Here is a 24577-nt window from a genome sequence, read left to right as displayed (position 1 = left end):
CCTGCCGGGTGACGAGACCATGGTGTCGGCGCCGCCCCCGGTACGCCATGTGAGCCGGGCCACTTCCGACTCTGTCAAGGACCTGTGCCGTTGTGGAGGGGCCGGGCGCCGGAGCCGGTGCCGGTGACCGCGGTGAGGCGGCGGCGGATCCGGTCGACGCCGACCGGTGTGCGGGAGGGGGCGGCGGTGGTGCAGCCGGGCAGACCCGCCTTGGCCAGGGTGCTCAGCAGGGCCCTGGGACCGCTGTCGAGGTAGGTGGTGAATCCGGCCAGGCGCATCGCGCGCAGGGTTCGGTGGAAGGCCACGGGCTCGGTGAGGTGGGCGGCCGCCACGGTGCGCAGTTGTGCCGCGGTGCGTGCGGGCCCCGCCGCCGCGGCCGTGTACACGGTGAGCGCGGGCGGGGCGACGGGCTGCGCCCGCAGAAGGCGCCTGAAGGCCTGGTGGACCCCGGTGAGCAGGGGGTGGTGGTAGGCGGTGCGGCTGGTCAGCGGGGTGGCGCGGCGGCCGAGCGCCCGGGCCGTACGCCGGACGGTGGCCAGCTGGTCGTCGGGCCCGGCCAGGACCGTCTGGTGGGGGGCGTTGCGGGCGGCGATCCGTACCTGCGGAAGGTCCTCGGCGCGCAGGAGGTCCGCTGCCGCCTCGGCGGTCAGGTCGGTGGCCAGCAGACCCGCCGCCGGCAGTGCGGCGTCCCGCAGCAGCCGGTCCCGGACGTGCAGCAGCCGCACGCCCTGTCCGAGGGTGAGGGCTCCGGCCACGGTGAGGGCGGCGAGGTCGCCCACGCTGTGGCCGAGCACCGCGTGGACGGGCGACGGCGCGAGGTCGAGCAGGACGGTGGCGCAGGCGACCACCGCGGCATAGGTGGCCAGGTCGAAGGCGAGGGGGTCGGCGAGCACGAGCGGCTCGGGGCCGGGGGCGCCGGCGTCGGTGAGGAGGCGGCCGACGGGTGTCCCGGTGCCGCCGAGGGCGGCGCGGTGGCCGTCCACGGTACGCAGCACCTTCGCGACGGACGGGACGTCGCTCAGGTGCCGCAGGGCGCCGGGGAGGTAGGCCCCCTGGCCAGGGCACATCAGCACGGTGTGCGGTGTGCCGCCGGTGGGGGCCGGCAGGTCGCTCCTCACGAGGCGTCGGCGAAGGCGAGTGCGACGTTGTGCCCGCCGAATCCCATGCTCGTGGTGACGGCCGCGAGGGGCCCTGAGGGCAGTGCCGCGGGGCTGCGGCCGACGACGTTCAGGCCGATCTCGGGGTCCACGCGTTCGAGACTGCAGGCGGGCGGTGCCGTTCTGTCCCGGAGGGCGAGGACGGTGAGGACGGCCTCGATGGCTCCGGCGGCGCCGAGGGTGTGCCCGAAGGCGGCCTTGGTGGCGCTGACCGGCACGTCGTCCAGTCCCTCGGCGAAGACGCTGTGCAGTGCCCGCGCCTCGCCGAGGTCGCCGAGCGGGGTGGAGGTGGCGTGGGCGTTGATGTGCCGGATCTGCTCCGGAAGGAGCCCGGCGTCGCGCAGCGCCGCCTCGACGGCGGCCGCGCAGCCCGTTCCGCCGGGCGCGGGCTGGGCCACGTGGTGGCTGTCGTTGGTGATGCCCGCGCCGGTCAGCCGGCCGTGGACGCGGGCCCCGCGGGCGGCGGCGTGTGCGGCGCTCTCGACGACGAGCATGCCGGCGCCCTCCCCCATCACGAATCCGTCCCGGTCGGCGTCGAAGGGTCTGGACGCCCCCTTGGGGTCGTCGTGGCGCCGGGAGAGGGCCTGCAACCGTGCGAACCCGGCCAGAGCGAGCGGGTGCAGCGCGGCCTCGGCGCCGCCCGCGACCACGATGTCGGCGCGGCCGTCCCTGATCAGGCCGAGGGCCTGCGCGAGGGCCTCGGCTCCGGAGGCGCAGGCACTGACCGGGGCGTGGACCCCGGCCCTCGCGCCCACCATCAGCCCCACTTCGGCGGCCGGGTGGTTGGGCAGCATGACCGGGATGGTGCGCGGGCTCACCCGCCCCGCGCCCCGGGTCTCCAGACGGCGGTTCTGCTCCAGGATGCTGGTGAGCCCGCCCAGCCCCACTCCGACGACCACGGCCACTCGCGAGCCGTCCCCGGGGAGTGGGGGCGCGTCGGGGAAGCCCGCGTCGCGGACGGCCTCCCGGGCGGCGACGAGGGCGAACTGCGCCGCGCGGTCGCAGTGCGCCGCCTTGGCGGACGACAGGGCCGTCCTGGGGTCGACCGCGGCCGGAGCCGCCAGATAGACCCGCGCCGGACCCTCCGGCGCTCCGAAGTCGACGCGCTCGACGCCGCACACGCCGCCCAGCAGGGCCCGCCAGGTGGACGGGACGTCGCCGCCCAGCGCGGTCGTCATCCCCAGCCCCGTGATGACGGCGGCCCCCTCCTCGGTGGCCGGGTCGGCCGCGTGTCGTGGGCTCACGCGGTGCCGCCCGCGGGGGCGGCGACCGCTTCGGCGAGGTGGGCGGCGATCTGCCGCACCGTCGTGAGCCGGTCGGCCTGCTCCTGCGGCACCTCGATCTGCCAGCGGTCCTCGATCGCGGCGACCAGTTCCAGCCTGGCCAGCGAGTCGACGCCCAGGTCGTCCCGCAGGGAGGAGTCCGGCTCGATCTCCTCCACGGACAGGTCCTCGACCGTGGCGGCCAGCAGGTCCCGCAGTTCGTCGAGCAGCTGTCGTTCGTCAGCGGTGGACGGCATGTCCGGTTCCTCCTTCGTCCGTGCACGGCGCGCCCGGGGGGAGCGGGCGGGAGGACCCGGCCTCTCGGGCGCGCCGGCGGTGTCCGGCGACCTGCCGGCTGCACGCCGACAGGCTGTCCGGCGGTCCGGCACGGTAAGCGCCGGGTTCGGGGGGACGGCGGAGCACCGGGGGCACGTGAGGGGCTTCTGCGGGCCGTTCGTGTCCGCCCTTCACCTTGAAGCGCCCCGCGGCGGACCGAGGGTGGCGGACCGCGAGCGCGTAACGGGCCGGGCCCGGCCGGGGCGGTGGTGTCGCACACCGCCCGCTTCCTCAACGGACCTTGGCGGCTCTTTTAAGGCTTTCTGAAGATGACCTTCGAACGGCCGTTTCACGCCGATCGCGCCCTAGGCTCTCGAACACCCCCCACAGTCCCGGTGGGCGCGGTCGCGTCCGCCGGGGACGGGGCTCCGTCAGCCGACCGACAAGCCGAGGTGTCCTGCGTATGGGTTCCCGCCGAGCCGCTCGCCCGTCCCGCTCCCACGCCCGCCCGCGCGGCGGGCTCCGGACCCGCGGTACCGCGCTGGCGATCGGCGCCGTCGCCCTGACCGCGGGCGTCGGTATCACGCTGGCCGTCACGGACGGCGACGACGGCGCGGCCTCGGACCGGGTCGTCGCCAACGCCGCCGACGAGGCTCCGAACACCGAGGACGCGGCGGGCGGTGCGGCGCCGCTCACATCCCCGTCGGCGAGCCCGAGCGCCACGGCGAGCGCCTCGCCGAGCAGAAGCGCCGAGCCGAAGAAGACGGCGAAGAAGACGGCGAGCCCGACGGCAGGCACGACCGGGGCGCCCGCGCCCGCGCCGGCGTCCAAGGCTCCGGCCAGGGTCACCACGGGGAGCGGCGGCGACCGGTCCGGGGACGGCGGGGGCAGCGGCTCGGGACCGGGCGGCGGAGCCGGCTCGGGCACAGGGGAGGACTCGGACTCCGGTTCCGGTGCGACGGGCGGGGTGGAGGCGCAGGTCCTCGCGCTGGTGAACGAGGAGCGGTCCGCGGCGGGCTGCTCCCCGGTCACCGCGAACGACAGGCTGACCCGGGCCGCGGACGACTACAGCGACGTCATGGCGGGCAGCGGGGTGATGTCCCACACGGGCCCCGACGGCTCCACCATGGCGAGCCGGGTCGAGGCCGCCGGCTACCGGTGGTCGACGCTGGGAGAGAACATAGCCCGGGGCCAGGCGGACGCCGCCTCGGTGATGGACTCCTGGATGAACAGCCCCGGCCACCGCGCGAACATACTCAACTGCTCCTTCAAGGAGCTGGGCGTCGGCGTCCACTTCGGCGACGTCGGCCCCTGGTGGACCCAGGACTTCGGTACCGGCCGCTGACGCCGGTCACCGCTCCCCGCCGCCGCGCGCGTCCGCGTCCGCCAGCGCGAACGACACCCGTACCCGGGCGCCTCCGAGCGGCGCGCGGGTGATCGTCAGTTCGCCGTCCGCCGTGCGGGCCGCCCGGGCCACGATGTCCAGGCCGAGCCCGGTGGAGCCGCCGACGCTGACGCCCCGGGTGAGCGCCGCCCCGGGATCGGCCACGCCGGGCCCGGCGTCGTCGACCGTGAGGTGGACGTATGGGTCCTGCCGTTCCACGCGCACCACGAAGCGGGTGCCCTGCGGGGTGTGCCGGAAGACGTTGCCGATCAGGGCGTCGACGACGGCCGCGAGGTCGTCCTCGGGAAAGGCCACGGGCGTCGGACGCGGCGTGAAGGAGCGCTCGCACAGCCGCTCCTGCTGGGCTGCGAGAACCGACCAGAAGTCCAGGCGCACGGCGACCACCTCGGCGACGTCGCACGGTTTCGCCGCGCCCGCCCCGGCACCGGCGAGCTGTACCGACGCCAGAGGGGTACGTGCCGCCGCGATGATCGAGTCGAGCTCGCTCTCCAACTGGCCGGCCGCTTCCGTGACCCGCCGGGCGCTCGGTGTCGCGCCCATCCGGTCGGCCTCCAGGTAGAGGGCGGTCAGCGGGGTGCGCAGCCGGTGCGAGAGGTCGGCGACCAGTTCGCGTTCGACGGCGAGCAGGTCCACGACCCGGTCGGCCATGGTGTTGAACGCCACCCCGGCCTCCTGGAGCTCGGGCGGGCCGTCCGGTTCCACCCGTACGCGGAGGTCGCCGGAGCCGAGGGCGAGCGAGGCGCGCTTGAGGCCCCGGGAGGAGCGGACCACGCGGGCACCGAGCCGGTCGGCGACCAGTACCGAGCCGCCCACCAGTCCCAGGGCGAGCAGGGCCATCACGCCCCAGGAGGCAGTGACGCCCCGGGTGAGGTCCGCGGCGGGCACGTAGGCCTCCACGACCGCGACCCGGTCGCCCCGCAGGACGACGGGCTGGAGGTACGCCCAGCCGTCCGAGGTGTCGACGGCCAGCGTCTCGCGCCCCCGTACGGCCCGGTCCAGCGCCTCCTCGGGTGCGTGCGGGGTTCCGACGAAGCCGCCGTCGGGCAGCCGTACGACCAACTGGTCGGAGGAGCCGAGTTCCGCGACGGCCTGCTGGACGTCGGCCCGCCGGGTGGTGAGGGCGAGCACCGGTGAGAGGGCCGCGGCCCGCTGCTCGGCGGCGGTGGTGACCCGGTCCCGTGCCTGTTCGCGGACGAGGAGGGCGAGCGGAACGAGGAAGGACAGCGCCACCATCGAGGTGACGGCCAGGGCGATCCCGGCGAGGGCGCGTCTCATGGCGAGCCGACCAGCTTGATGCCGATACCCCGCACGGTGTGGAGATAGCGAGGCTTTCGCGCCTTCTCTCCCATTTTGCGGCGGAGTGCCGAGAGGTGGACGTCCACCGTCTGGTCGTCCACATAGGGCTGCTGCCACACCTCGGCGAGGATCCGCTGCCTGGACATGACCTGGCCCGCGTTGGCGGCCAGGTAGGCGAGCAGGTCGAACTCGCGGCGGGTGAGGGGGAGTTCCCGGCCGGCGAGGTGGGCGGTGCGCGCGGTGGGGTCGATGCGGAGGTCCGCCACCTGGAGGACGGGGCGCCGTGCGGCCCGGAGGTCGTCGGGCGCGGAGCGGCGCAGCACGGCGGCGAGGCGGGCCGCGAGCTGGCCGCCGGAGAAGGGCTTGACCATGTAGTCGTCGGCCCCGGCGTTGAGCACCCGGATGATCTCGGTGTCGTCGTCACGGGCGGTGGCGACCAGCACCGGGACGCGGGATATGCCGCGGATCATCCGCAGCACGTCGAGGCCGTCGAGGTCGGGCAGCCCGAGGTCGAGCACGACGATGTCCGGTGGACTCCGGGTGATCTCGCGCAGCGCCTCGAAACCCTGGTGTGCGGTCTTCACCGCGTAGCCGTGTCCGGTGAGGACCTCTATCAGCGCGGCCCGGATCACGGGGTCGTCCTCGACGACAAGTACGGAGGCCATGGGCAGGCACGTTAGCCGGTCCGTCACCATGGTGTCGTGTCCCGTCTCCTGCGCCACCTGATCATCTGGCTGTCCTGTACGGCGGCCAGTGTCACGGCTGTCATCCTCACCATCCACTTCGTGGTGGGGTCGACCCGGCCGACCGCGCCGGTCGCGCAGACGGCGCCGAAGGAGCCCCCGGTGTCCCCCCGCCCCACCGTCTCCAGGACCGCGAAGCCCTCCCCCAGCCCGTCGCCGACGAGCCGGAGGCCCAGCCCGACGCCGTCCCGCACCAGCGGGAAGCCGCCCGAGCCGGCACCGACACCGACACCGACGCCGACACCGAGCCCTCGCACCATGCCCCCGCGGCAGCCGGCGGGCGGGGGTGACCCGGGGTGCGAGGAGGGCGGGGCCGGCGTGTACACGGTGCCCTCCGAGGGCGGCAAGGCGACCGTGCGGTTCGGCGGCGGCGGGGTGTGCCTGGTCTCGGCGGTGCCGGGCCAGGGCTTCACGGTGAGCACGGAGCAGAGCGAGCCGCGGACGCTGAAGGTGACGTTCACGGCAGACCGCCACCGCTCCGAGATCACCGCGACGACGCAGCCGCGGAGCCGGGCCGATGTCCGCGAGGTGGCGTGGTGACGTCCGTCGCCCGCCACCGGCCGGGGCGGTGACTGCCCGCCGCCGGCCGGGACGTACGGTCACGGCGTGGCGCAGGAGGCCCCGTTGAGGGTGAACGCGGTCGGGGCGGTGTTGGTGTCGCCCTTCCCGGCGGTGAAGCCGAGGGTGACCGTGCCGCCGGCCGGGATGGTGGCCGTGTAGGAGGCCGGGGCGACGCTCACGGCGCCCGCGCCGCTCTGGGTGGCGCTGCCTCCCCACATGTTCGTGATGGTCTGGCCGTCCGCGAAGGCGAAGGCGAGCGTCCACGGTCCGACGGCGGCGCTCCCGGTGTTGCGGACGGCCATCTCACCCTGGAAGCCGCCCGGCCATTCGCCCACGATCCGGTATTCGACGGAGCAGGCGGCGCCGGGGGTGCCGTCGCCCTCGCCGGTGGTGACCTCCACGGCGGCGGAGCGGGCGGACCTGTTGCCCGCCGCGTCGCGGGCGTAGACGGCGAAGGTGTACGTGGTGCCGGCGGTGAGGCCGGTCACGGTGGCGGTGGTGGCCGTCGAGGCGGCGACGCCGGTCTCGGTGTCCTCACCGATCCGGACGACGTCGTAGCCGGTGACCGCGGTGTCGTCGGTGGCGGCGGCCCAGCGGAGCGTGACGGAGGTCTCCGTGACCGCGGAGGCGCTCGGGGTGCCGGGAGCCGTCGGGGCCTCGGTGTCGTCCGGGGCCCCGCCGCCGTAGACGGTGGCCTCCCGCGAGGTCTGGGCGATGCCGTTGACGCCGCGGAAGACGCGTTCGCCCCAGGAGCTGAACCTGCTGGGATCGAAGTCGGTCGCCAGGTCGAGGACCGGGTCGGTGTTGCCGCTCCACGACCAGGCCAGGTAGCCGAGGCGGAGCTGCTCGGCAGTGGCCATCACGGTGTCCTCGTCCGGGTCGCCGTACTGGTCGGCGGGGCCCCCGAACTCGCCGATGAGGATGGGCAGTTTCGCGTCGACGAAGGTGTTCAGGTAGTCGGTGACCTTCTGGGCGGTGTCGAAGACGCTGTACATGTGGATGGAGAAGATCAGGTTGCCGGTCGGGTCGGCGTCGTAGACGGACCGCGCGTTGGCACGCATGACGCCCTGCCAGTCCTGGCCCCAGTTGGGCGCGTCCACCATGATCGTGTGCTGGAGTCCGGCGCCGCGCAGCTTCTCGACCGCGGCGACGGTCGGCCCGGTCCAGCCGGCGGGGTCGGTGTTGCCCCAGGGCTCGTTGCCGATGTTGACGACGACGTAGTCCTCCTGACCGGCCAGCACGTCCTTGAGGCCGATCCAGTAGTCGGCCGCGTGGTCGAGGGTGCCGGCCGCGGCGTCCTCGCCGTAACCGGTGGTGTCGTGCACCTCCAGTACGCAGACCAGCCGGTTGGCCTTGCACCGGCCGATGACGGCGGCCACGTCCTCGGGGCTGTTCTCGCTCCAGCGGTACCCGTCGGACAGGACGACCCGGACGCTGTTGGCGCCCAGTGCCTTGATGTCCGCCAGTGACCGGGTCTCGCCGGGGTACCAGGTGTGGGCGTGGTTGACCCCGCGCATGACGAAGTCGTTGCCGTTGCCCTCCAGCAGCCGGCCCGCGCTGACGTGCAGGCCGGCCGCCTGGGCGGTGGACGGCCGGGCGGTGGACGACTGACCCCCCGGCGACTTGGCCACGGCGGCGCCCGGGCAGAGGGCACCGACGACGACCAGCCCGATCAGCGCGGCCAGAGTGGCCGACAGGCGGGTCAGAGGGTTCTTCGGTGTATCGCGTCTTGCTCTGCGCACGGCGACTCCAGGACTGGGTAGTGCGGACACGATGGACGACGAGGCGTGGGAGCGCTCCCATGAACTCACCGCGGCGCGTACACGTCAAGACGGGGCGGACAGAAAACGCTTGCCGCCCGGGCCCCGGGCATCCGACGGGATCGAACGACCGGGCCCTCGCCGAGGCAGCCAAGCGTCTCGCGGGTGTCCCGGCCCGGGGCCCACCGCGTCGCTGCGGGAACCGCGGGTCTGGCGCAGGCCTACGAGCCGTCCGGTGTGCACCCGCGCCGCGGCCGGGGCCCGCCGTCCGGGTGAGGCCCTGGACGGGTTCGTCGCCGCGTACAGCGACGCCTGCGGGGCGCGGGACACGCCGGGCTTCCGCCACCGGGCCGGCCGGGCGGCTCGCGGCCGACCGCACCGGCGGCGCCGCACGCGGTGGGGAAGAGCCTGCCGTAGGCGGCGGCACGGTTCAGGGCGCTGAGGCGCCAGGCGAGGCGCGCGGATCGACGCCTACCGGGAGCTGGTGGCCGAGGTGATCACCCCGCCGGGCGGCCGTCCGGAACCCGCCCCGGGGTCCGCGCACGACCGGCTGCTGAAGGCGCTGACCGACCGGACGGGCGCGGCGCAGGATCAGGGCACGTCGCCCCACCAGTCGAAGCGGCGGGCGTCGCCCGGCCTCGGGGCGTACGAGGAGCGGCCGCCCGGGCCGTAGTGGCCTATCTCCGTCGCCAGGGTCACTCCACGGTCGCGCTCACGCTCCGTGAGGTCCGTGACGTCCAGCAGCAGTCCGTCCAGGGGGCCGCCCACCAACTGGGCGTAGACGCGTCCGGCGCGCGGTCCGGGGTTGTCGTGGTCGGCGCCGTAGACCCTGCCCCGCATGAACTCCACCTCATCCATGAAGCGCAGCCTCGCATCCGCCACTGACAACGGCTCGGACGCCGGGGACCGGCCGCTACCGGAAGGGTGGTTCGTCCAGCAGTTCCAGCAGGCAGCGGGCGCCCGCCACGGCCGTCGCGGCACCGGCGGCGCCGCATGCGGTGGGGAAGAGCCTGCCGTAGGCGGCGGCACGGTTCAGGGCACTGAGGCGCCAGGCGAGGCGCACCGCGCGACGCAGTTCCGCCGCCGTCCGCCCGGCGCCCGTCCAGGGCTCCAGGTAGGCGTCGCGCAGGCGCGGCAGCACCTGCGGTCCGTGGCGCTCGGCGGCCCGGCGGGCGGGGACGGCGAGGCTGGAGAAGGGGTGGGCGACGACGGCGTCGCCCCAGTCGAAGAAGGTGAACCTGCCGGGCGCGGGACGGAACAGCTGTCCGTCGTGCAGATCCGCGTGGTCGAGGGAGGCGGGGACGCCGAGGGCCGCGAGTTCCGCGCACCAGTCCAGGATGCGGGGGCGCAGTTCCCGTAGCGCGGCCCGGTCCCCGGGCGGCAGCGGGGTGTCGTCGAGCCGGTCGAGGACACCGGGCAGCGCTGTGGGGGGCACGGCGGGGACACCCAGGCGTTCGATCTCGGTCGTGCGCGCGGTCAGGGCGTACTGCACGGCCGCGTACTGGCGCAGGAGTTCCTCCCACGCCCCGGGACCGACCGTCTCCCGTGCGAGTACGTCCCGGAAGAGCGGTCCCCCGTCGGGCAGCAGCGACCAGCCGCGGTGGGTGTCCACCGCCAGCGGCTCCAGCACGTGCCGGGGGACCCAGCGGGCGAGCGCCGCGGTCAGCGGGCCCTCGAAGGCACTGGCCGGCGGATTCGCCTTGAACCAGACCGCGTCGCGCCTCTCGACGGACACCCGCAACAGGACGGACCACGGCCGCAGCCGCACCCGCCACTCCCCCGTCGGCCGCAGCCCGTGGGCGGCCAGCCCGGCCGCCACCCAGTCGAGTGCCGCGGTGCGCCAGGCCCTTCGCTCCCAGGGGGTGACGGTGTCCTGGTACCGCCCCCGGTCCACGGTCACCGGCGCGTCTGCGAACATCACGCCATCCCAGCACCGTGCGCCGCGGGGGGCCACCGTATTCCGACCCTTCCGGGCCGGCCGGCGTGTGCCGGCCGGCCCGGGGGTCTCCCGGTCAGACCAGGTCGAAGCGGTCGAGGTTCATGACCTTGGCCCAGGCGGCGACGAAGTCGTGCACGAACTTCTCCTTGGCGTCGTCGCTCGCGTAGACCTCGGCGAGCGCCCGCAGCTCGGAGTTCGATCCGAACACCAGGTCGGCGCGGCTGCCGGCCCACTTGACCTCACCCGTGGCGGCGTCCCGGCCCTCGAACGTGGTCTGGTCCTCGGACGTCGACTTCCACGTGATGCCCAGGTCGAGCAGGTTCACGAAGAAGTCGTTGGTCAGCGAGCCCGGCGTCCGGGTGAACGCACCGAGCTGAGACTGCTGGTGACCTGCGCCCAGGACACGCAGGCCGCCGACGAGGACGGTCATCTCGGGCGCGCTCAGGGTGAGCAGGTTCGCCCGGTCGAGGAGCAGGAACTCGGCCGGCAGGCGGTTGCCCTTGCCGTGGTAGTTGCGGAAGCCGTCGGCGGTGGGCTCGAGCGCCTCGAAGGACTCGGCGTCGGTGTGCTCCTCCGTCGCGTCCACGCGGCCGGCGGCGAACGGGACCTCCACCTGGTAGCCGGCCTCCTTGGCGGCCTTCTCGACGGCGGCGGAGCCGCCGAGGACGATCAGGTCGGCCAGCGAGACCCGCTTGGCGCCGGCGCCGGAGTTGAACTCCCGCTGGACGTCTTCCAGGACCCGCAGGACCCGCGCCAGCTCGTCGGGCTCGTTGACCTCCCAGCCGCGCTGCGGCTCCAGGCGGATGCGGGCGCCGTTGGCACCGCCGCGCTTGTCACTGCCGCGGAAGGTGGACGCCGAGGCCCACGCGGTGGACACCAGCTGCGCGACGGAAAGACCGGACTCGAGGAGCTTGGTCTTGAGGGTCGCGATGTCCTCGGCGTCGATGGGCTCGCCCTCGGGCTCGGGCAGCGGGTCCTGCCAGACCAGGGTCTCCTCGGGGACCTCCGGGCCGAGGTACAGGGACTTGGGGCCCATGTCGCGGTGGGTCAGCTTGTACCAGGCGCGGGCGAAGGCGTCCGCGAATTCCTCGGGGTTCTCGTAGAACCGGCGGGAGATCGGCCCGTAGATCGGGTCGAGGCGCAGCGACAGGTCCGTGGTGAGCATCCTCGGGCGGTGCTTCTTCGACGGGTCGTGCGCGTCGGGGACGATCTGCGGGGCGTCCTTCGCCACCCACTGGTTGGCGCCGGCCGGGCTCTGCTCGAGCTCGTAGTCGAACTCGAAGAGGTTCTTGAAGAACCCGTTGCTCCACCGGGTCGGCGTGCTGGTCCAGGTGACCTCCAGACCGGAGGTGATGGCGTCCCCGCCCTTGCCCGTGCCGTGGGTGCTCTTCCAGCCCAGGCCCATCTGCTCCATGGACGCGGCCTCGGGGTCGTCGCCGACGGCGTCGGCCGGGCCGGCACCGTGGGTCTTGCCGAAGGTGTGGCCGCCGGCGATCAGCGCGACGGTCTCCTCGTCGTTCATCGCCATGCGGCGGAACGTCTCCCGGATGTCGCGGGCGGCGGCGATCGGGTCCGGGTTGCCGTTGGGGCCCTCCGGGTTGACGTAGATCAGGCCCATCTGGACGGCGCCGAGCGGGTTCTCCAGCTCGCGGTCGCCGGTGTAACGCCGATCGTCGAGCCAGGTGGTCTCGGGGCCCCAGTAGACGTCCTCCTCGGCCTCCCAGACGTCGGCGCGGCCACCGGCGAAGCCGAAGGGCTCGAAGCCCATCTGCTCCAGGGCGACGTTGCCGGTGAGGACCAGCAGGTCGGCCCAGGAGATGTTCTGGCCGTACTTCTTCTTGACCGGCCACAGCAGGCGGCGGGCCTTGTCGAGGTTGCCGTTGTCCGGCCAGCTGTTGAGCGGGGCGAAGCGCTGCTGGCCGGCGCCCGCGCCGCCGCGGCCGTCGCTGATGCGGTAGGTGCCCGCGCTGTGCCAGGCCATACGGATCATCAGCGGGCCGTAGTTGCCGAAGTCGGCGGGCCACCAGTCCTGCGAGGTGGTCAGCACCTCGGCGATGTCCCGCTTCACGGCCGGCAGGTCGAGGGCCGCGAAGGCCGCGGCGTAGTCGAACTCCTCACCCAGCGGGTTGGCCACCGCCGGGTTCTTGGCGAGGATCTTCAGGTTGAGCCGCTCCGGCCACCACTGACGGTTTCCGCCGCCCTGCGTGGGGTGCGGGGCGCGTCCGTGGGCGACCGGGCAACCACCCGCCTCCTCGGTTTTCGCGTCGGTCACGATGGCGTCGTGGTTCTCGGACATGGGGGAAATCCTTCCGGACGGGGCGGATCAAGGTGCTGGGGAAGTGCCGGGGGTGGAGCAGTCGGGGCACAGGCCCCGGTAGATGACCTCGGCCTCGTCTATGGCGAAGCCGTGGTCGTCGGAGGCGGTCAGACAGGGCGCGTCGCCGACGGCGCAGTCGACGTCGGCGAGGGCGCCGCAGGACCGGCACAGGACGTGGTGGTGGTTGTCACCGACCCGTCCCTCGAACCGTGCCGGGCTGCCGGGCGGTTCGATGCGGCGCACGAGCCGCGCCGCGGTGAGTGCGTGCAGGGCGTCGTACACGGCCTGGAGAGAGACGTGCCCGACGCGCCGGCGCACTCCGGACGTGAGGGCCTCGGCGTCGAGGTGGTCGCCCGCCCGGACGGTCTCGAGCAGCGCGACGCGGGCGGCGGTCACCCGCAGTCCCGCCCGGCGCAGCTCCGCGGCCGTGGCCGGGTTCCGGGAGTTCCGGGATGCCGTCATGCCGGTGAACCTACTCCCTGGAACACGAACGACTCAAGGAAACGAACGATTCCACTCTTGGTGGTCGTCCACAACAGCCTGTCCGGGTGGCGCCGGGTGAACGTGGTAGACAACGTGCGTGGCGGGCACAGGCATGGGGATGCCTCCCCCCGTATGTGCGACGACAGGAATGAGTGGCCGGTGCTTGTGAAGACGTTCCGCTGGGCTTTCGCCGTCACCGCCCTCGGCCTGGCCGCCGGCGTGCTCTACGACGGCTGGACCGCCCTCGGCATCGTGGCGATCCTCTCCGTCCTGGAGATCTCGCTGTCCTTCGACAACGCGGTGATCAACGCCGGGATCCTGAAGAAGATGAACGCCTTCTGGCAGAGGATCTTCCTCACCGTCGGCATCGTGATCGCGGTCTTCGGGATGCGGCTGGTCTTCCCGGTGGTGATCGTGGCCATCAGTGCCCGGCTGAGTCCCTGGAACGCGGTGCACCTGGCGCTCACCGACAAGGACCGCTACCAGGAGCTGGTCACGGACGCCCATCCGTCGATCGCCGCCTTCGGTGGCATGTTCCTCCTCATGATCTTCCTCGACTTCATCTTCGAGGACCGGGACATCAAGTGGCTGGGCCGGCTGGAGCGCCCGCTGGCCAAGCTCGGCAAGGTCGACATGCTGTCGGTCTGCATCGCCCTGATCGTGCTGCTCGTCTCCGCGATCACCTTCGGCGCCCACGCCCACCAGCACGGCGGAGCCCATGCCGGCAAGACGGAAACCGTCCTCCTCGCGGGCATCGCCGGGTTGATCACCTACATGATCGTGGGCGGTCTCTCCGGCTACTTCGAGGACAGACTCGAAGCGGAGGAGGAACGCGAGCACGAGGAGGAAGAGGCCGCCGAACGCGCCGGAAAGCCCAAGTCGGCCGTCAAGCTGGCCGGCAAGGCCGCGTTCTTCATGTTCCTCTACCTCGAGGTCCTGGACGCGTCCTTCTCCTTCGACGGCGTCATCGGCGCCTTCGCCATCACCAACGACATCGTCCTGATGGCCCTCGGCCTGGGCATCGGCGCCATGTACGTCCGTTCCCTCACGGTCTACCTCGTCCGCCAGGGCACCCTCGACGACTACGTCTACCTGGAACACGGCGCCCACTACGCCATCGGCGCACTGTCGCTCATCCTCCTGGTCACCATCCAGTACCAGATCAACGAGATCATCACCGGCCTCGTCGGCGTCGTCCTGATCGGCGCGTCCTTCTGGTCCTCCGTACGCCGCAACCGCGCGCTGCGGACCGCCTCTTGAGTGACCGGGCAGGTGCGCTACATTTTGCAGCGCCTTGACCACGACCACTCGCGGTCCCTCAACGCTACGGAGCCGGCAACGCCATGAGCGACATCGTCAACGGACTCGGCCGGGCCTGTGCCTACGGCGGTCTGGGTCTGGTCCTCCTGGTGCTCGGCATCGTCCTCGTGGACGTGCTGACACCCGGAAAGCTCGGCCGGCAGATCTGGGAGCAGCGCAACCGCAACGCCGCCCTGGTGCTCAGCTCGGCGCTGCTCGGCATCGGCGGCATCGTCTTCACCTCCATATGGACGACGTACGAGGACTTCGGCAAGGGTCTGGTGTCCACCGCGGTCTTCGGGCTGCTGGGGCTCGTGATGATGGCCGTGGCCTTCCTGGTGGTCGATCTGATCACCCCGGGGCGGCTGGGCGCGACGCTGGTCGAGGCGGAGCCGCACCCGGCCGTGTGGGTGACTGCGTCCTGCAACCTCGCGGTCTCCGCCGTCATCGCGGCCTCCATCGCCTGACGCCGCCGCTCGGTCACTGGAGGCGCCTGATGTCCCCGCGCACCCGGTAGAAGCCGCCCGACGCGGCGTGCAGCGCGTCGACCACATAGCGCGCGCCCGGTTCGCGGATCGCCCTCGGGAACTGGACGTTCCACGACCGGTCGTACCCTTCCGACACCACGTGGATCCGGGTGCGGCCGTTCTCCTGGACGCACTCGACCACGACGGAGCCCGCGGGCGCCGCGGTCACGGTCGTCACGGCGGCGACGGCGGTGGCGGGCGCGTACGTCGGCAGGGTGGCGGCGAGCTTCACGTCGCGGGCGACGGGCACCGAGCCCTGCTGCGCGGCCGTGACCGCCGCCTCGCTCGCGTCCACGCACATCAGGGAGCCGTCCGTGGTGACGAGGAAGAGCCGCTCGTCGCGGTACTGCATCGACAGGGCGGAGCCGCCGCCCGTGCCCAGCTTCCACAGGCGTGTGCCGTCCCGGTCGAAGCAGTAGACGGAGGACGCGGAGTCCCCGGCGAAGACGAACCGGCCGCCGGGCGAGGTGGCGCACGAGTACACCGGGCTGTCGCAGTGGTAGGTGGCCTCGACGGCACCGGTCGCCTTGGACAGCCGCTGGACCGTGTGACGCGCGGTTCCCGCGTACACCGCGTCGTCCTCCTGCCAGCCGAAGAGCACGGCCCCCTGCGTGGGCGTGTGCCACAACTCGGTGCCGCCGTCCGGGGAGTGGGCCGTCACGCCGCGGGTGTGTCCGTGGTAGACGGCCCGGTCGTCAGCACGCACCATCCAGGCGTGCTCACCGCGCCCGCCCCGCGCCCACTGGTGCTCGTCCTCGTGGTCGATGACGGTGAGCCGTCCGGCGCGGTCCGCGACGTTCAGCACGCCCTCGTGGATGTCGAGCCAGAAGATGTCCACGTCGGCCGCGATGTCGTAGGCGGCGAAGGGCAGTTTGGACGACAGGTCGTACACCCGGCCGTCGTCGCAGCCCGCGTAGATCCAGAAGTCGTCGGCCACCAGGCACTTGACGCCGTCCGGCAGCTGGTAGCGGGCGAGGACCTCGCCACCGTGCGCGAGGGTGTAGACGTCGCCCGCCTGGTTGCCCACCCAGCAGCGGTCCTCGTCGATGTGGATGCCGAACGCGGCGGAGCCGGTCCGGAACCGCCACAGGACCGGTGCGACCGCGCGGGCCGTCGACGGCGCGGAGGCCACCTGCCGACGGGTGACCGCGCGGGGCGCGCGCTGTCCCTGCACGGCGGGCGCGTACCCCTTGCGCACCTTCTCGCCTATTTTCTTGGCGGCCGCGGCCTCGGCCTTCTGGGCGGTGGGGAAGGTCGACGTCTGGGTCTGTCCGGCGGCGCCGATCCGCCCGTAGCGCACCGACACGACCTGTCCCTGGACGGTGACTTCGTAGAACTTGTGGGCGCTCCCGTCGTCCTGCGACAGCTCCAGGTACGTCCTCGGCATGGCAGACCTCTCCCCGGTCGGTCCCGCGGCGTGTTCCGCGGATCCACACACCGAACCGTAGGAGGTCCCACTGACAATCGGCCGAGGCAATCGGTCGTGACGTCCGGCCGGCCGGTGCGGTGGCTCAGGAGAGGGTCGCGGGCGGCGGGGTCCAGCGGCGGGTGCGGGCGGCGGCGGAGACGCCGTACTCCTTCCTCAGCTGTTCGGGGATGGCGTAGTGCATGACGCGTCCGCGGGTGAGGGAGGACAGTTCCAGGACGGTGGTGAGGTGGCCGAGCCGGTCAAGGGCCCACGCGCCCAGCGGGGAACGGTCCTCGATCGTCTCCAGGACGCCGAGGAGGTGCGGGGCGGCCCGCACCAGGGTGTCCCAGGCCGTGCGGGGGACGTCCAGCCAGTCGGCGCACGTGTCACCGACGAGGTAGCGGATCAGGGCGGAGACGACCGGGTCGAAGAGGGTGCCCGGCACGACTTCCTCGTAGAGGTCGATGAGCTGCCTCGTCAGATGGGCGCCCTCCTCGGTGGGGCCCATGTGGCGCAGCATGTAGAGGTCGAGGAACCGGCGTGCCTCGTCGAGCGTGGTGGGGACGGCCGACTGGTCGACGCCGAGGATGGCTCCGACGACGCGCCAGGCGTAGTAATAGGCGTCCGCTCCTTCGGCGGTCATGTGGATGCCGAGCCGGTGCAGGCTGTCCAGGACGAGCAGGGAGAAGAACATCTGCCCGCCGATCATGTCCTCCTGGCAGATCGGTACGCCGAGGGTCTCGGTGTCCCAGCGGTTCTCCCGCTTCAGATGGTGGCGGATCGCCGCGTGCAGCAGGCGGACCTTCTGGGCGGCCGGGAGGAAGCGTCCGCCGGCCTCGAACGCGTCCGGCTGCATGAGGTAGACGGTGAACTGCCCGGTCTCCGCCATGCGTTTGGAGGGGTAGTTCAGCCCGTGGGTGGCGGACAGCAGCCGGGCCACGTGCGGGACGACGTAGCAGGCGGGCATGGAAGCGAACGACAGCGCGGTGGAGATGTGCACGTTGTTGTCGAGGAAGAACAGCCGGGCCCGCTCCATCTCGGCCCAGTCCACCCAGTCCGGCGCCGTGGCGGTCGCCCGCAGGTACTCCCGCGCCACCCCGGGCAGGCCGTCCGGCAGTTCCTGACCGGCGGTGGAGACGTAGCGCATCAGGGAGTTGAAGGTGCCGACCTCGCCACGCTCGAAGAGGGTGGCGACGACCGCGTCGGCCAGTTCGTCACCGCTGTGGCGCAGGGCGTCCATCGACGTATCGGTGCAGGTCATCGCGGTCTCCTCGTCAGTGAATGCGGTCGGTGGCCTGTTGGGCGAGTTCGGACAGTGCCCGGCGTGCGCGCGGAGGTATCGCGGCGGCGTCCAGGGCGCGGGTGGCCCGCTCCACACGCACGCCGATCATCTGCTCGACCCGTTGCGGCGCCTTCAGCTCCCGCATGAGCCGGCGTACGTCGCGCAGATGGGTCTCGTCCAGGTCGCCGCGGCCCAGCAGGCGACGCAGCCACTCCCGCTGGGACGCGTCGGCGGCCTTCCACGTCTCGGCCAGCAGTGCGGTCGGCCGGTGGGCGCGCAGATCGTCCAGGCCCGCCTTCCCGGTGCGCTCCTGGTCCCCGAACAGGCCGAGCAGGTCGTCGCGCAGTTGGAAGGCCTCGCCGAGCGGCAGGCCGTAGGCGCGGTAGGTGTCCCGCAGCGCGGGGGTGGCGCCGGCGAGCAGGCCGCCGATCAGCAGGGGGTGCTCGACGGTGTACTTGGCGGTCTTGTACCGGACGACCTTCAGGGAGGTGTCCGTGTCCGGTCGCCCGCCGGTGTGCAGGATCTCCAGGCACTCACCGGCGACGAGTTCCCGGGCGAGCGCGGCCCACAGGTCCCGGGCGCGGGCGAGATAGGCGGCCGGAAGACCGCTGGTGGTGAACAACCGGCCCGCGAGGACCATCAGGTGGTCGCCGACCAGCATGGCCAGGGACCGGGCGGCCGCACGAGTGTCGCGACGGCCGTCCCGGGTGAGCACGGCTTCCAGGGCGACGTGGGCGGTGGGCAGGCCGTGGCGCAGGCCGCTGTCGTCGATGAGGTCGTCGTGGACGATCGCGGCGGCGTGCACCAGCTCCATGGAGGCCGCCGCCCTGACCAGCGCGTCGCTTCCGGGCTGTCCGGCCGCCCGCCAGCCCCAGTAGCAGAAGGCCGCTCGCAGCCGTTTGCCGTGCCGGCCCGAGCTCCGCAGCTGCTCGGCCACGGGTGCGAGAGCTTCGTCGACCGCCACGAGGTGACCTGCCTCCTCGTCCAGAAAGCTCCGCAGGACGCCGTCGACGCGGGTCTTGAAGGCGGCCGGGTCCCAGCGGTCAGACATCGCCGCCGTCGGCTGTCCGCCGGGCGTTCACGTGCCGGGCGAGTACCTCCAGATGGGCGGGCGGTACGTTCGTGCACCGGTCCAGGGCCAGCCTGCCCCTGGCCTGGAGATCTTCCTCCACGTCCCGCACCAGGTCGGTGGTGTCCGAGCGGCCGAGGAGCCCGCGCAGGCCGCCCAGCGCCGAGCCGATCGTGCTCACCGCCAGGTCGGCCAGTCCGGCGACCAGCAGCACGGCACGGTCGTCCCTGCCCGGGCCCCGTTCCGTCGAGTGCGTCATGCTTCTCCCCAGGGGTCACGTCGTCGGCACCGATGCGCCTGGCCGACGGCGCATCCGGTCAGAGCATGACCGGGCACAGGGGGCGGGAGATCCCGAATACCCGTTTGAGTGACGTGGGGAACAGGTGTCAGGCGGTCCGCTCGATGCTCCACCGCGGCAGCCGCTCGAAGAAGGCGACCGCGTCCTCGCGCCATCGTGGGCGCCAGTCCGCCGCGGCCGGGCGGGCCTGTTCGGCGTACCGCCGCATGTCGGCGCGCATCCGGTCGGCGACGCCGCGGCAGGCTCGGGTCGGACCTAGATCTGCCGGCACGGAGACGACTGGCGGCTGCGGGCCGTCGGCCAGGGCCACGACCACGGCCTCGGCACCCTCGCCCGGGGCTTCGGCGTCGCCGACCGACCTCCGCGGCACACACGAGGCGGCCCGGCCCCGCCGATCGCGGGGCCGGGCCAAGGAGCCCGCGTCCGCTCAGCCCTGGCGGGCCTTGAAGCGCGGGTCCTTCCTGTTGATCACGTAGGTCACGCCCCGGCGGCGCACCACCTGCGCCCCGGGCCTGGCCTTGAGCGAGCGCAGGGAATTACGCACCTTCATGGGTCACTCCTCGCACCGTTCAGCGTTCCTCGCGGAACGGCACGTGCTCCCCCGCCACCGGGTCGTACTTGCGCAGGACGAGCCGGTCGGGGTCGTTGAGTCGGTTCTTGCGCGTCACATAGGTGACGCCGGTCCCCGCCGTCGACTTCAGCCTGACGACCGGGCGTACGGTACTGCGTGCCACGGGTGCTCCTTCCAACCGCAGGCGCGGCACCTGTTCTGATCCGCGCATGTCAGTCACACGGCTCAACGCCATCCCTCGCCGCCGCATTCCCTGGACGCCTGCCGGAAGCGGTCCGCGCCCAGCGGCTCCGGCCACAGCCGGGTCATCCGGTGCAGGCCCACGGTGCCGCCCGGGTCGCAGTACGGCACCGGGGGGCCGTCGGGGCCCTCGGCGCGCGCGGCCGCGCACACGGCGTCGCCGAGCGGACCGTCGAAGGCGCGGTCTCCTCCGCGGTGCCGTGGCCGGCCCGCTCGCGGACACCGAGGCAGCGGCAGGGCGCCGCTCGTGGCGATCAGCTCCCGCTCGTGGCCCGGCAGAGGCGGCCGTCGACGCGCGCCCGGAGTGGCGCCTCGGGCGGGGACCCGGTCGGAGTCCGCGCTCGTCGTGATCGGGCGGGCGGGGACCGCCGAGTCGGCCCCCGGGCGGACCCCGCCGAGTCCCCGCCGCCCCCGGGGAAGGATGCGGCGACACCGTCTGGGCGCCTGTGGGATGCGGTCGGGCGTGACACCGGATCGGATGGGTGCCATGCGCAGACCCATAGTCGTGGCGAAACGCCACTCACGCCTGCTCACCTCAGGCGTCATCCTCGCCGCCCAGTCCCTCCTCCTGACCCTGACCGCGGTCCCTGCCTCGGCCTCGGCCGACGACACCCGGACGCCCGCTCGCGGTACCGCCTACATGGGCGCGGGCGTTCTCGCCCACGAAGGGGTCCAGGGCCGGCCCGTCGGCACCCGTGTCGCCCAGACCGAGGGTGTGGACGTCTCCAGCCACCAGGGCAACGTCGCCTGGCCGACCCTCTGGAACAGCGGAGTGAAGTGGGCCTATGTGAAGGCCACCGAGGGAACCTCCTACCGGAACCCGTACTTCGCCCAGCAGTACGGCGGTTCGTACGACGTCGGCATGGTCCGCGGCGCGTACCACTTCGCGACCCCGGACACCGCCGGCGGCGCCGCCCAGGCAGACTACTTCGTCAATCACGGCGGCGCCTGGTCCAAGGACGGCAGGACGCTGCCGGGCGTCCTCGACATCGAGTACAACCCGTACGGGGCCACCTGCTACGGCCGGACGTCGAGTCAGCTGGTGAGCTGGATCCGGAACTTCCTGGACCGGTACAAGGAGCGCACCGGCCGCCACGCCGCCATCTACACCTCCACCAACTGGTGGACCCAGTGCACCGGGAACTACAGCGGCTTCGGCGCGAGCAACCCGTTGTGGGTCGCCCGGTACGCCTCGACCGTGGGGACGCTCCCGGCCGGCTGGGACTTCCACACGATGTGGCAGTACACCTCGTCCGGGCCCACCGTCGGGGACCACGACAAGTTCAACGGGACGCTGGACCGCGTCAAGGCCCTGGCCAAGGGCTGACGCCGGCCAGTGGCGTGCGGACCGGATCAGCGGCCGGCGAGGGGACCCAGGATGTCGGCGACCTGCTCACGCACCACGTCCCGGGCCCCGGGCGGCAGTGCGCCGATGTCCGTACGCTCCAGGGTGCCGAGGGCCTCGTCGGCACCCGCGTCGCACGCGGTGGTCTCGCTGAGCACCTCGTAGCCGTCCCGGACGGCGACCCGCAGCCGGTGCCCGCCCTCGCCGTCGGTGTGCACGGCGGTGGCGACGACCAGGGGCGGCGGCCCGCCGGCCTCGGCGGGCTGCTTGCGGTAGCCGCTGGCCAGGGGGGTGCGCCAGCGCAGGCCGAGCAGCAGGTGACGCTTCGCCACCACCTCGGCCAGGTCGGTCTCGTAGGCCCGGTCGGGGCCCAGCACCGTGGCACGGGCGTCCAGCACGAGAGCCGCGGGCAGGAGGCAGCGCAGACTGCTGCCGACGAGGTTGCCACCGACCGTCGCGGTCCGGCGTACGGCTCCGGTTCCCACCGAGCCCGCCGCCCGGCGCAGCACCTCAGGCACCCGGTCGTCCATCCGGTGCAGCACCACGGCCGCGCCGAGCGACTCGGGTCCGACCGCGGTCGCCTCCGGCAGGTCACGCAGCGACATGGCCAGTTCCGGGAAGCCGTCACGTTGCCAGGCGGCCCACACGAGAGTGGCACCGCCGATGGGGACCGCCCCCTGCGCCATGCACTCCTGCGCTTCGGTCAAGGATGTGGGCAGACGCAACAGCATGGCGATCGACCTGCTTCCCGGGAGTCGGCGGTCGGACGACACCGCGTCTCCCGCCGTGTGATCACGGCCACTGGGATTGTCCGTACCGCGGAGGGGGCGCGTACAGGGCTCACGCGTTTCCGGTGTGCGCCCTCGACGCGCCGACGCCCACACCCGCTCAGCCCGCCCCGCGGCACCGGCGCCGCCGCGCGGAGCGCCGTCGGCCGGTCACACCAGCGTGGCGAGGAACTCCGGCAGCGCGGCGTCGAACCGGCCGGGCTGCCCGGCCCCGGGGGCGGCCGGCCTTCTCCACGACGGCGAGGGCGGAGTGCGGGACCAGGCGGTGCGGGGACTCCGCGTCGGGCACGGGCGTGCGGGCGTCGTCCACTCCGACGACAACCGGAACGGGCACCCGCACGCCCGTCCAGGACGTCCCGGCGGTCGGGGGTGTTCGGCCCGCCCGCGCAGCGCCGCCGCGGCACCCCGGAGGTCGGGGCCGCACATCGTCTCCAGGACACGCGGGCGGCGGCGTCCGGCATCCCAGTGAGGTGGTGGTCGGCGCGCATCCTGCCGATGCCCTCGTGCGCGTAACCGTCCATGCCCTCGCCCCGGAGCCGGTCGGTCCGCCGGTCGCGGAGGTCCGACGACCTCCATGGCGCGCTCGGCCCGCGGCAGGGCGAACACACCTGTTCGGCAGCCGATGTCCAGCACGCCGCGCGCGCCGAACTCGTCGGCCATGCCCAGGCGGGGGACGAGATCGCCGGGATCGGTGTCGAGCGCGTCGTCGAGCGTGGCGAGCCGTGCATGCCGGAAGCACTCGTCAGCCATACGGCCGACGCTGGCGTCACTCCCGCCGGGGAACAGGGGAAGGCATGCGCGCACTCGTCATCAACTGCACTCTCAAGCCCTCCCCCCAGCCGTCGAACACCGAGGCCCTCGCGGCCACGGTCGTCGCGGCACTGAAAGGCCACGGGGCGGAGGTGGATGTCGTACGGGCCGTCGACCTGGATCTGAAACCGGGGGTCGAGACCGACATGGGCGACGGGGACGACTGGCCGGACGTGCACGAGAAGCTGCTGGCGGCGCAGATTCTGATCATCGCGTCACCGACCTGGCTCGGCCGCCCCTCCTCCGTCGCCCAGCGGGTCCTGGAACGCATGGACGCCATGCTCGGCGAGACCGACGACGAGAACCGTCCCATCGCCTACAACCGCGTCGCCGGTGTCCTGGTCACCGGGAACGAGGACGGCGCCCACCACGTCATCAGCGAGATCAGCGGCGGACTCGCGGACATCGGCTACACCATTCCCGGCCAGGCCTGGACCTACTGGCACCTCGGCCCCGGGCCCGGCCCGGACTTCCTCGACGACGAGCGCGGCCACGACTGGTCGGTCTCCACCGGCCGGGCCATGGCGTCCAACCTCGTCCACGCGGCGCGCGCGCTCGGTGCGATGCCGCTGCCCGCTCCGCCGTCCTGATCCCGGCGCCGTCCACGCATGTCTGCCCGCGCCGATACGGGGCATTCGTGCACAAGCAATGACGTACGAAACGCATGAGGAGCTGAGGTCCGCCATGACGCACGACCTGACCCCCAAGTACACGGTCCCCGGCATCGAGCGCGAGGCCGCCGGACGGCTGATCGGTGTGCTGCGGCTGCGCCTGCACGCCCTCAACGACCTGCACCTGACTCTCAAGCACGTGCACTGGAACGTCGTGGGTCCGCACTTCATCGCCGTGCACGAGATGATCGACCCCCAGGTCGACCAGGTGCGCGACATGGCCGACGACGTCGCGGAGCGCATCGCCGCACTCGGCGGGGTCGCCCCGGGCACGCCCGGAGCGCTGGTGGCCGAGCGGAAGTGGGACGACTACTCCATCGGACGGGCGGACGCCATCGCCCACCTCGGCGCGCTCGATGTCGTCTACACCGGCGTACTCGAGGGCATGCGCGCGGCGGTCGAGGAGGCCGGCAAGATCGACACGGCCACCGAGGACCTCCTGATCGGCCAGCTCAGGGACCTGGAGCAGTTCCAGTGGTTCGTGCGGGCGCACCTGGAGAGCGCCGGCGGCAGCCTTGCGACGGGCAGCGCGACGTCCGAGACGGAGGCGGCGGAACGCGGCGCGGACATCGGCTGAGGACCGTGCGGTCGTGACGGGGCGCGAGGCCGACCGGACGCCACGACGGCCGGTCGGCCTCGCCCCGCGCCCCCGGAGGGGCCCGCCGGACGGCTCAGCGCCGGCCGAGACGGCGTTCGCCGCGACTGCCCTGCTCGTAGGGCAGGTGGTAGTGGGCGAAGACGGCGCCCTCGTCCTCGGCGGCGAGCTCACCGTCGGGGTCGATCCCGGGCGCGTCCTTGACCAGCGATTTGTCGTAGGTCACCTTCAGGTAGGACGGTCCGACGGTGGCCTTGTCCACCGGGACGAAGACGAGTCGCCGACGGGTCGGCAGACCGATCGTGACCGTGGCGAACGCGGGACGGTCGGTGAGGGTGTCGAAGTAGAGGGACTCCAGGGTCCCGATTTTGCGGCCGTCGTAGTCCACGACGTCGAGGCCGCGCCAGTCACGAATGTTGTCGGCTTCAAACATGCCTGTTCTTCCCTTCCAAGGACGCGCTCACAGTCTTGTTCC

At 72.9% G+C, this 24577-nt stretch carries 27 protein-coding genes and 1 pseudogene; 7 read left to right on the top strand and 21 right to left on the bottom strand.

What is annotated here, in order from left to right:
* Positions 1 to 74: 74 nt before the first annotated feature.
* From ACGFYH_RS11650 to ACGFYH_RS11640, 3 genes are read right to left on the bottom strand one after another with little or no spacing between them, the layout of a single operon-like run.
* The gene (locus ACGFYH_RS11650; RefSeq protein ID WP_393802943.1) at positions 75 to 1118 is read right to left on the bottom strand and encodes an ACP S-malonyltransferase; all 1044 of its coding nucleotides are present in this window, start codon (positions 1116 to 1118) and stop codon (positions 75 to 77) included.
* Positions 1115 to 2401: a beta-ketoacyl-[acyl-carrier-protein] synthase family protein gene (locus ACGFYH_RS11645; RefSeq protein ID WP_393802942.1), complete on the bottom strand. Its 1287-nt coding sequence runs from the start codon at positions 2399 to 2401 to the stop codon at positions 1115 to 1117. Before ACGFYH_RS11645 ends, ACGFYH_RS11650 begins: the two co-directional genes overlap by 4 nt.
* Positions 2398 to 2676, bottom strand: a complete 279-nt coding sequence (locus ACGFYH_RS11640) for an acyl carrier protein (protein ID WP_393802941.1) — start codon at positions 2674 to 2676, stop codon at positions 2398 to 2400. The genes ACGFYH_RS11645 and ACGFYH_RS11640 overlap by 4 nt, the downstream gene beginning before the upstream one ends.
* Before the next feature lie 482 nt (positions 2677 to 3158).
* On the opposite strand from ACGFYH_RS11640, the gene ACGFYH_RS11635 reads away from it, so the two are divergent.
* A complete protein-coding gene (locus ACGFYH_RS11635) occupies positions 3159 to 4040 on the top strand; it encodes a CAP domain-containing protein (protein ID WP_393802940.1) in 882 nt (293 codons plus the stop codon).
* A 6-nt stretch (positions 4041 to 4046) separates the two neighbouring features.
* Here the strand turns inward: ACGFYH_RS11635 and ACGFYH_RS11630 are convergent, their stop codons facing one another.
* The 3 genes from ACGFYH_RS11630 to ACGFYH_RS11620 are packed head-to-tail and all read right to left on the bottom strand — an operon-like array spanning position 4047 to position 6399.
* Positions 4047 to 5375, bottom strand: a complete 1329-nt coding sequence (locus tag ACGFYH_RS11630; RefSeq protein WP_393802939.1) for a sensor histidine kinase — start codon at positions 5373 to 5375, stop codon at positions 4047 to 4049.
* Positions 5372 to 6061, bottom strand: a complete 690-nt coding sequence (locus ACGFYH_RS11625; RefSeq protein ID WP_393802938.1) for a response regulator transcription factor — start codon at positions 6059 to 6061, stop codon at positions 5372 to 5374. The genes ACGFYH_RS11630 and ACGFYH_RS11625 overlap by 4 nt, the downstream gene beginning before the upstream one ends.
* A gap of 23 nt (positions 6062 to 6084) precedes the next feature.
* Positions 6085 to 6399 (bottom strand): hypothetical protein, encoded by a 315-nt coding sequence (locus ACGFYH_RS11620; protein WP_393802937.1) that lies wholly within the window; start codon positions 6397 to 6399, stop codon positions 6085 to 6087.
* A 58-nt stretch (positions 6400 to 6457) separates the two neighbouring features.
* On the opposite strand from ACGFYH_RS11620, the gene ACGFYH_RS11615 reads away from it, so the two are divergent.
* The gene (locus tag ACGFYH_RS11615; RefSeq protein ID WP_393802936.1) at positions 6458 to 6679 is read left to right on the top strand and encodes a hypothetical protein; all 222 of its coding nucleotides are present in this window, start codon (positions 6458 to 6460) and stop codon (positions 6677 to 6679) included.
* Positions 6680 to 6738: 59 nt separating this feature from the next.
* Here the strand turns inward: ACGFYH_RS11615 and ACGFYH_RS11610 are convergent, their stop codons facing one another.
* The 5 genes from ACGFYH_RS11610 to ACGFYH_RS11590 all read right to left on the bottom strand — a co-directional run bounded on the left by ACGFYH_RS11610 (position 6739) and on the right by ACGFYH_RS11590 (position 13178).
* Complete coding sequence (locus ACGFYH_RS11610) at positions 6739 to 8442, bottom strand: cellulase family glycosylhydrolase (RefSeq protein ID WP_393802935.1); 1704 nt, start codon at positions 8440 to 8442, stop codon at positions 6739 to 6741.
* Positions 8443 to 9051: 609 nt separating this feature from the next.
* Positions 9052 to 9318, bottom strand: coding sequence for a hypothetical protein (locus ACGFYH_RS11605; protein WP_393802934.1), 267 nt, complete (start codon positions 9316 to 9318; stop codon positions 9052 to 9054).
* 55 nt (positions 9319 to 9373) lie between these two features.
* Entirely contained in the window at positions 9374 to 10378 is a 1005-nt protein-coding gene (locus ACGFYH_RS11600) for a phosphotransferase (protein WP_393802933.1), read from the bottom strand.
* Positions 10379 to 10472: 94 nt separating this feature from the next.
* Positions 10473 to 12695 carry a catalase/peroxidase HPI gene (katG, locus tag ACGFYH_RS11595; protein WP_393802932.1) on the bottom strand — a complete coding sequence of 741 codons (2223 nt, stop codon included), beginning with the start codon at positions 12693 to 12695 and terminating at the stop codon, positions 10473 to 10475.
* 27 nt (positions 12696 to 12722) lie between these two features.
* Positions 12723 to 13178 carry a Fur family transcriptional regulator gene (locus tag ACGFYH_RS11590; protein WP_393802931.1) on the bottom strand — a complete coding sequence of 152 codons (456 nt, stop codon included), beginning with the start codon at positions 13176 to 13178 and terminating at the stop codon, positions 12723 to 12725.
* Positions 13179 to 13358: 180 nt separating this feature from the next.
* Here ACGFYH_RS11590 and ACGFYH_RS11585 point away from each other — a divergent pair, with 180 nt between their 5' ends.
* Both ACGFYH_RS11585 and ACGFYH_RS11580 read left to right on the top strand, forming a co-directional pair.
* Complete coding sequence (locus ACGFYH_RS11585) at positions 13359 to 14459, top strand: DUF475 domain-containing protein (RefSeq protein WP_393802930.1); 1101 nt, start codon at positions 13359 to 13361, stop codon at positions 14457 to 14459.
* Positions 14460 to 14542: 83 nt separating this feature from the next.
* Positions 14543 to 14965: a DUF350 domain-containing protein gene (locus tag ACGFYH_RS11580; protein WP_393802929.1), complete on the top strand. Its 423-nt coding sequence runs from the start codon at positions 14543 to 14545 to the stop codon at positions 14963 to 14965.
* Between the two features lie 13 nt (positions 14966 to 14978).
* Here the strand turns inward: ACGFYH_RS11580 and ACGFYH_RS11575 are convergent, their stop codons facing one another.
* The 8 genes and pseudogenes from ACGFYH_RS11575 to ACGFYH_RS11540 form a co-directional block, all read right to left on the bottom strand.
* On the bottom strand, positions 14979 to 16412 hold the full coding sequence (locus ACGFYH_RS11575; protein WP_393802928.1) for a WGR domain-containing protein: 1434 nt from the start codon (positions 16410 to 16412) through the stop codon (positions 14979 to 14981).
* A gap of 124 nt (positions 16413 to 16536) precedes the next feature.
* The gene (locus tag ACGFYH_RS11570; RefSeq protein ID WP_393802927.1) at positions 16537 to 17694 is read right to left on the bottom strand and encodes an oxygenase MpaB family protein; all 1158 of its coding nucleotides are present in this window, start codon (positions 17692 to 17694) and stop codon (positions 16537 to 16539) included.
* Positions 17695 to 17707: 13 nt separating this feature from the next.
* Entirely contained in the window at positions 17708 to 18766 is a 1059-nt protein-coding gene (locus ACGFYH_RS11565) for a polyprenyl synthetase family protein (protein ID WP_393802926.1), read from the bottom strand.
* Positions 18759 to 19043, bottom strand: coding sequence for a polyprenyl synthetase (locus ACGFYH_RS11560; protein ID WP_393802925.1), 285 nt, complete (start codon positions 19041 to 19043; stop codon positions 18759 to 18761). Before ACGFYH_RS11560 ends, ACGFYH_RS11565 begins: the two co-directional genes overlap by 8 nt.
* 127 nt (positions 19044 to 19170) lie before the next feature.
* Positions 19171 to 19452 carry a hypothetical protein gene (locus ACGFYH_RS11555; RefSeq protein ID WP_393802924.1) on the bottom strand — a complete coding sequence of 94 codons (282 nt, stop codon included), beginning with the start codon at positions 19450 to 19452 and terminating at the stop codon, positions 19171 to 19173.
* Positions 19453 to 19509: 57 nt separating this feature from the next.
* Positions 19510 to 19632 carry a type B 50S ribosomal protein L36 gene (gene ykgO, locus ACGFYH_RS11550; RefSeq protein ID WP_383638661.1) on the bottom strand — a complete coding sequence of 41 codons (123 nt, stop codon included), beginning with the start codon at positions 19630 to 19632 and terminating at the stop codon, positions 19510 to 19512.
* 19 nt (positions 19633 to 19651) lie between these two features.
* A complete protein-coding gene (gene rpmG, locus ACGFYH_RS11545) occupies positions 19652 to 19816 on the bottom strand; it encodes a 50S ribosomal protein L33 (protein ID WP_030749084.1) in 165 nt (54 codons plus the stop codon).
* Positions 19817 to 19977: 161 nt separating this feature from the next.
* Positions 19978 to 20192: pseudogene (locus ACGFYH_RS11540) on the bottom strand (hypothetical protein); the annotation flags it as partial.
* 188 nt (positions 20193 to 20380) lie between these two features.
* On the opposite strand from ACGFYH_RS11540, the gene ACGFYH_RS11535 reads away from it, so the two are divergent.
* Positions 20381 to 21220, top strand: a complete 840-nt coding sequence (locus tag ACGFYH_RS11535) for a lysozyme (RefSeq protein WP_393802923.1) — start codon at positions 20381 to 20383, stop codon at positions 21218 to 21220.
* Positions 21221 to 21246: 26 nt separating this feature from the next.
* Here the strand turns inward: ACGFYH_RS11535 and ACGFYH_RS11530 are convergent, their stop codons facing one another.
* Positions 21247 to 21969: an FAD binding domain-containing protein gene (locus tag ACGFYH_RS11530; RefSeq protein ID WP_393802922.1), complete on the bottom strand. Its 723-nt coding sequence runs from the start codon at positions 21967 to 21969 to the stop codon at positions 21247 to 21249.
* Between the two features lie 851 nt (positions 21970 to 22820).
* Between ACGFYH_RS11530 and ACGFYH_RS11525 the strand changes: the two genes are divergently transcribed.
* Positions 22821 to 23426, top strand: a complete 606-nt coding sequence (locus ACGFYH_RS11525; protein WP_393802921.1) for a flavodoxin family protein — start codon at positions 22821 to 22823, stop codon at positions 23424 to 23426.
* Positions 23427 to 23520: 94 nt separating this feature from the next.
* Positions 23521 to 24084: a Dps family protein gene (locus tag ACGFYH_RS11520; protein ID WP_393802920.1), complete on the top strand. Its 564-nt coding sequence runs from the start codon at positions 23521 to 23523 to the stop codon at positions 24082 to 24084.
* A 94-nt stretch (positions 24085 to 24178) separates the two neighbouring features.
* Here ACGFYH_RS11520 and ACGFYH_RS11515 read toward each other — a convergent pair whose 3' ends face one another.
* A complete protein-coding gene (locus ACGFYH_RS11515) occupies positions 24179 to 24535 on the bottom strand; it encodes a PRC-barrel domain-containing protein (protein WP_393802919.1) in 357 nt (118 codons plus the stop codon).
* Between the last annotated feature and the right edge of the window lie 42 nt (positions 24536 to 24577).

Source organism: Streptomyces sp. NPDC048392 (assembly GCF_043200575.1).
Taxonomy (GTDB): domain Bacteria; phylum Actinomycetota; class Actinomycetes; order Streptomycetales; family Streptomycetaceae; genus Streptomyces.
The sequence above is the reverse complement of the archived record's forward strand: the minus strand, read 5'-3'. Positions and strand labels throughout refer to the sequence as shown.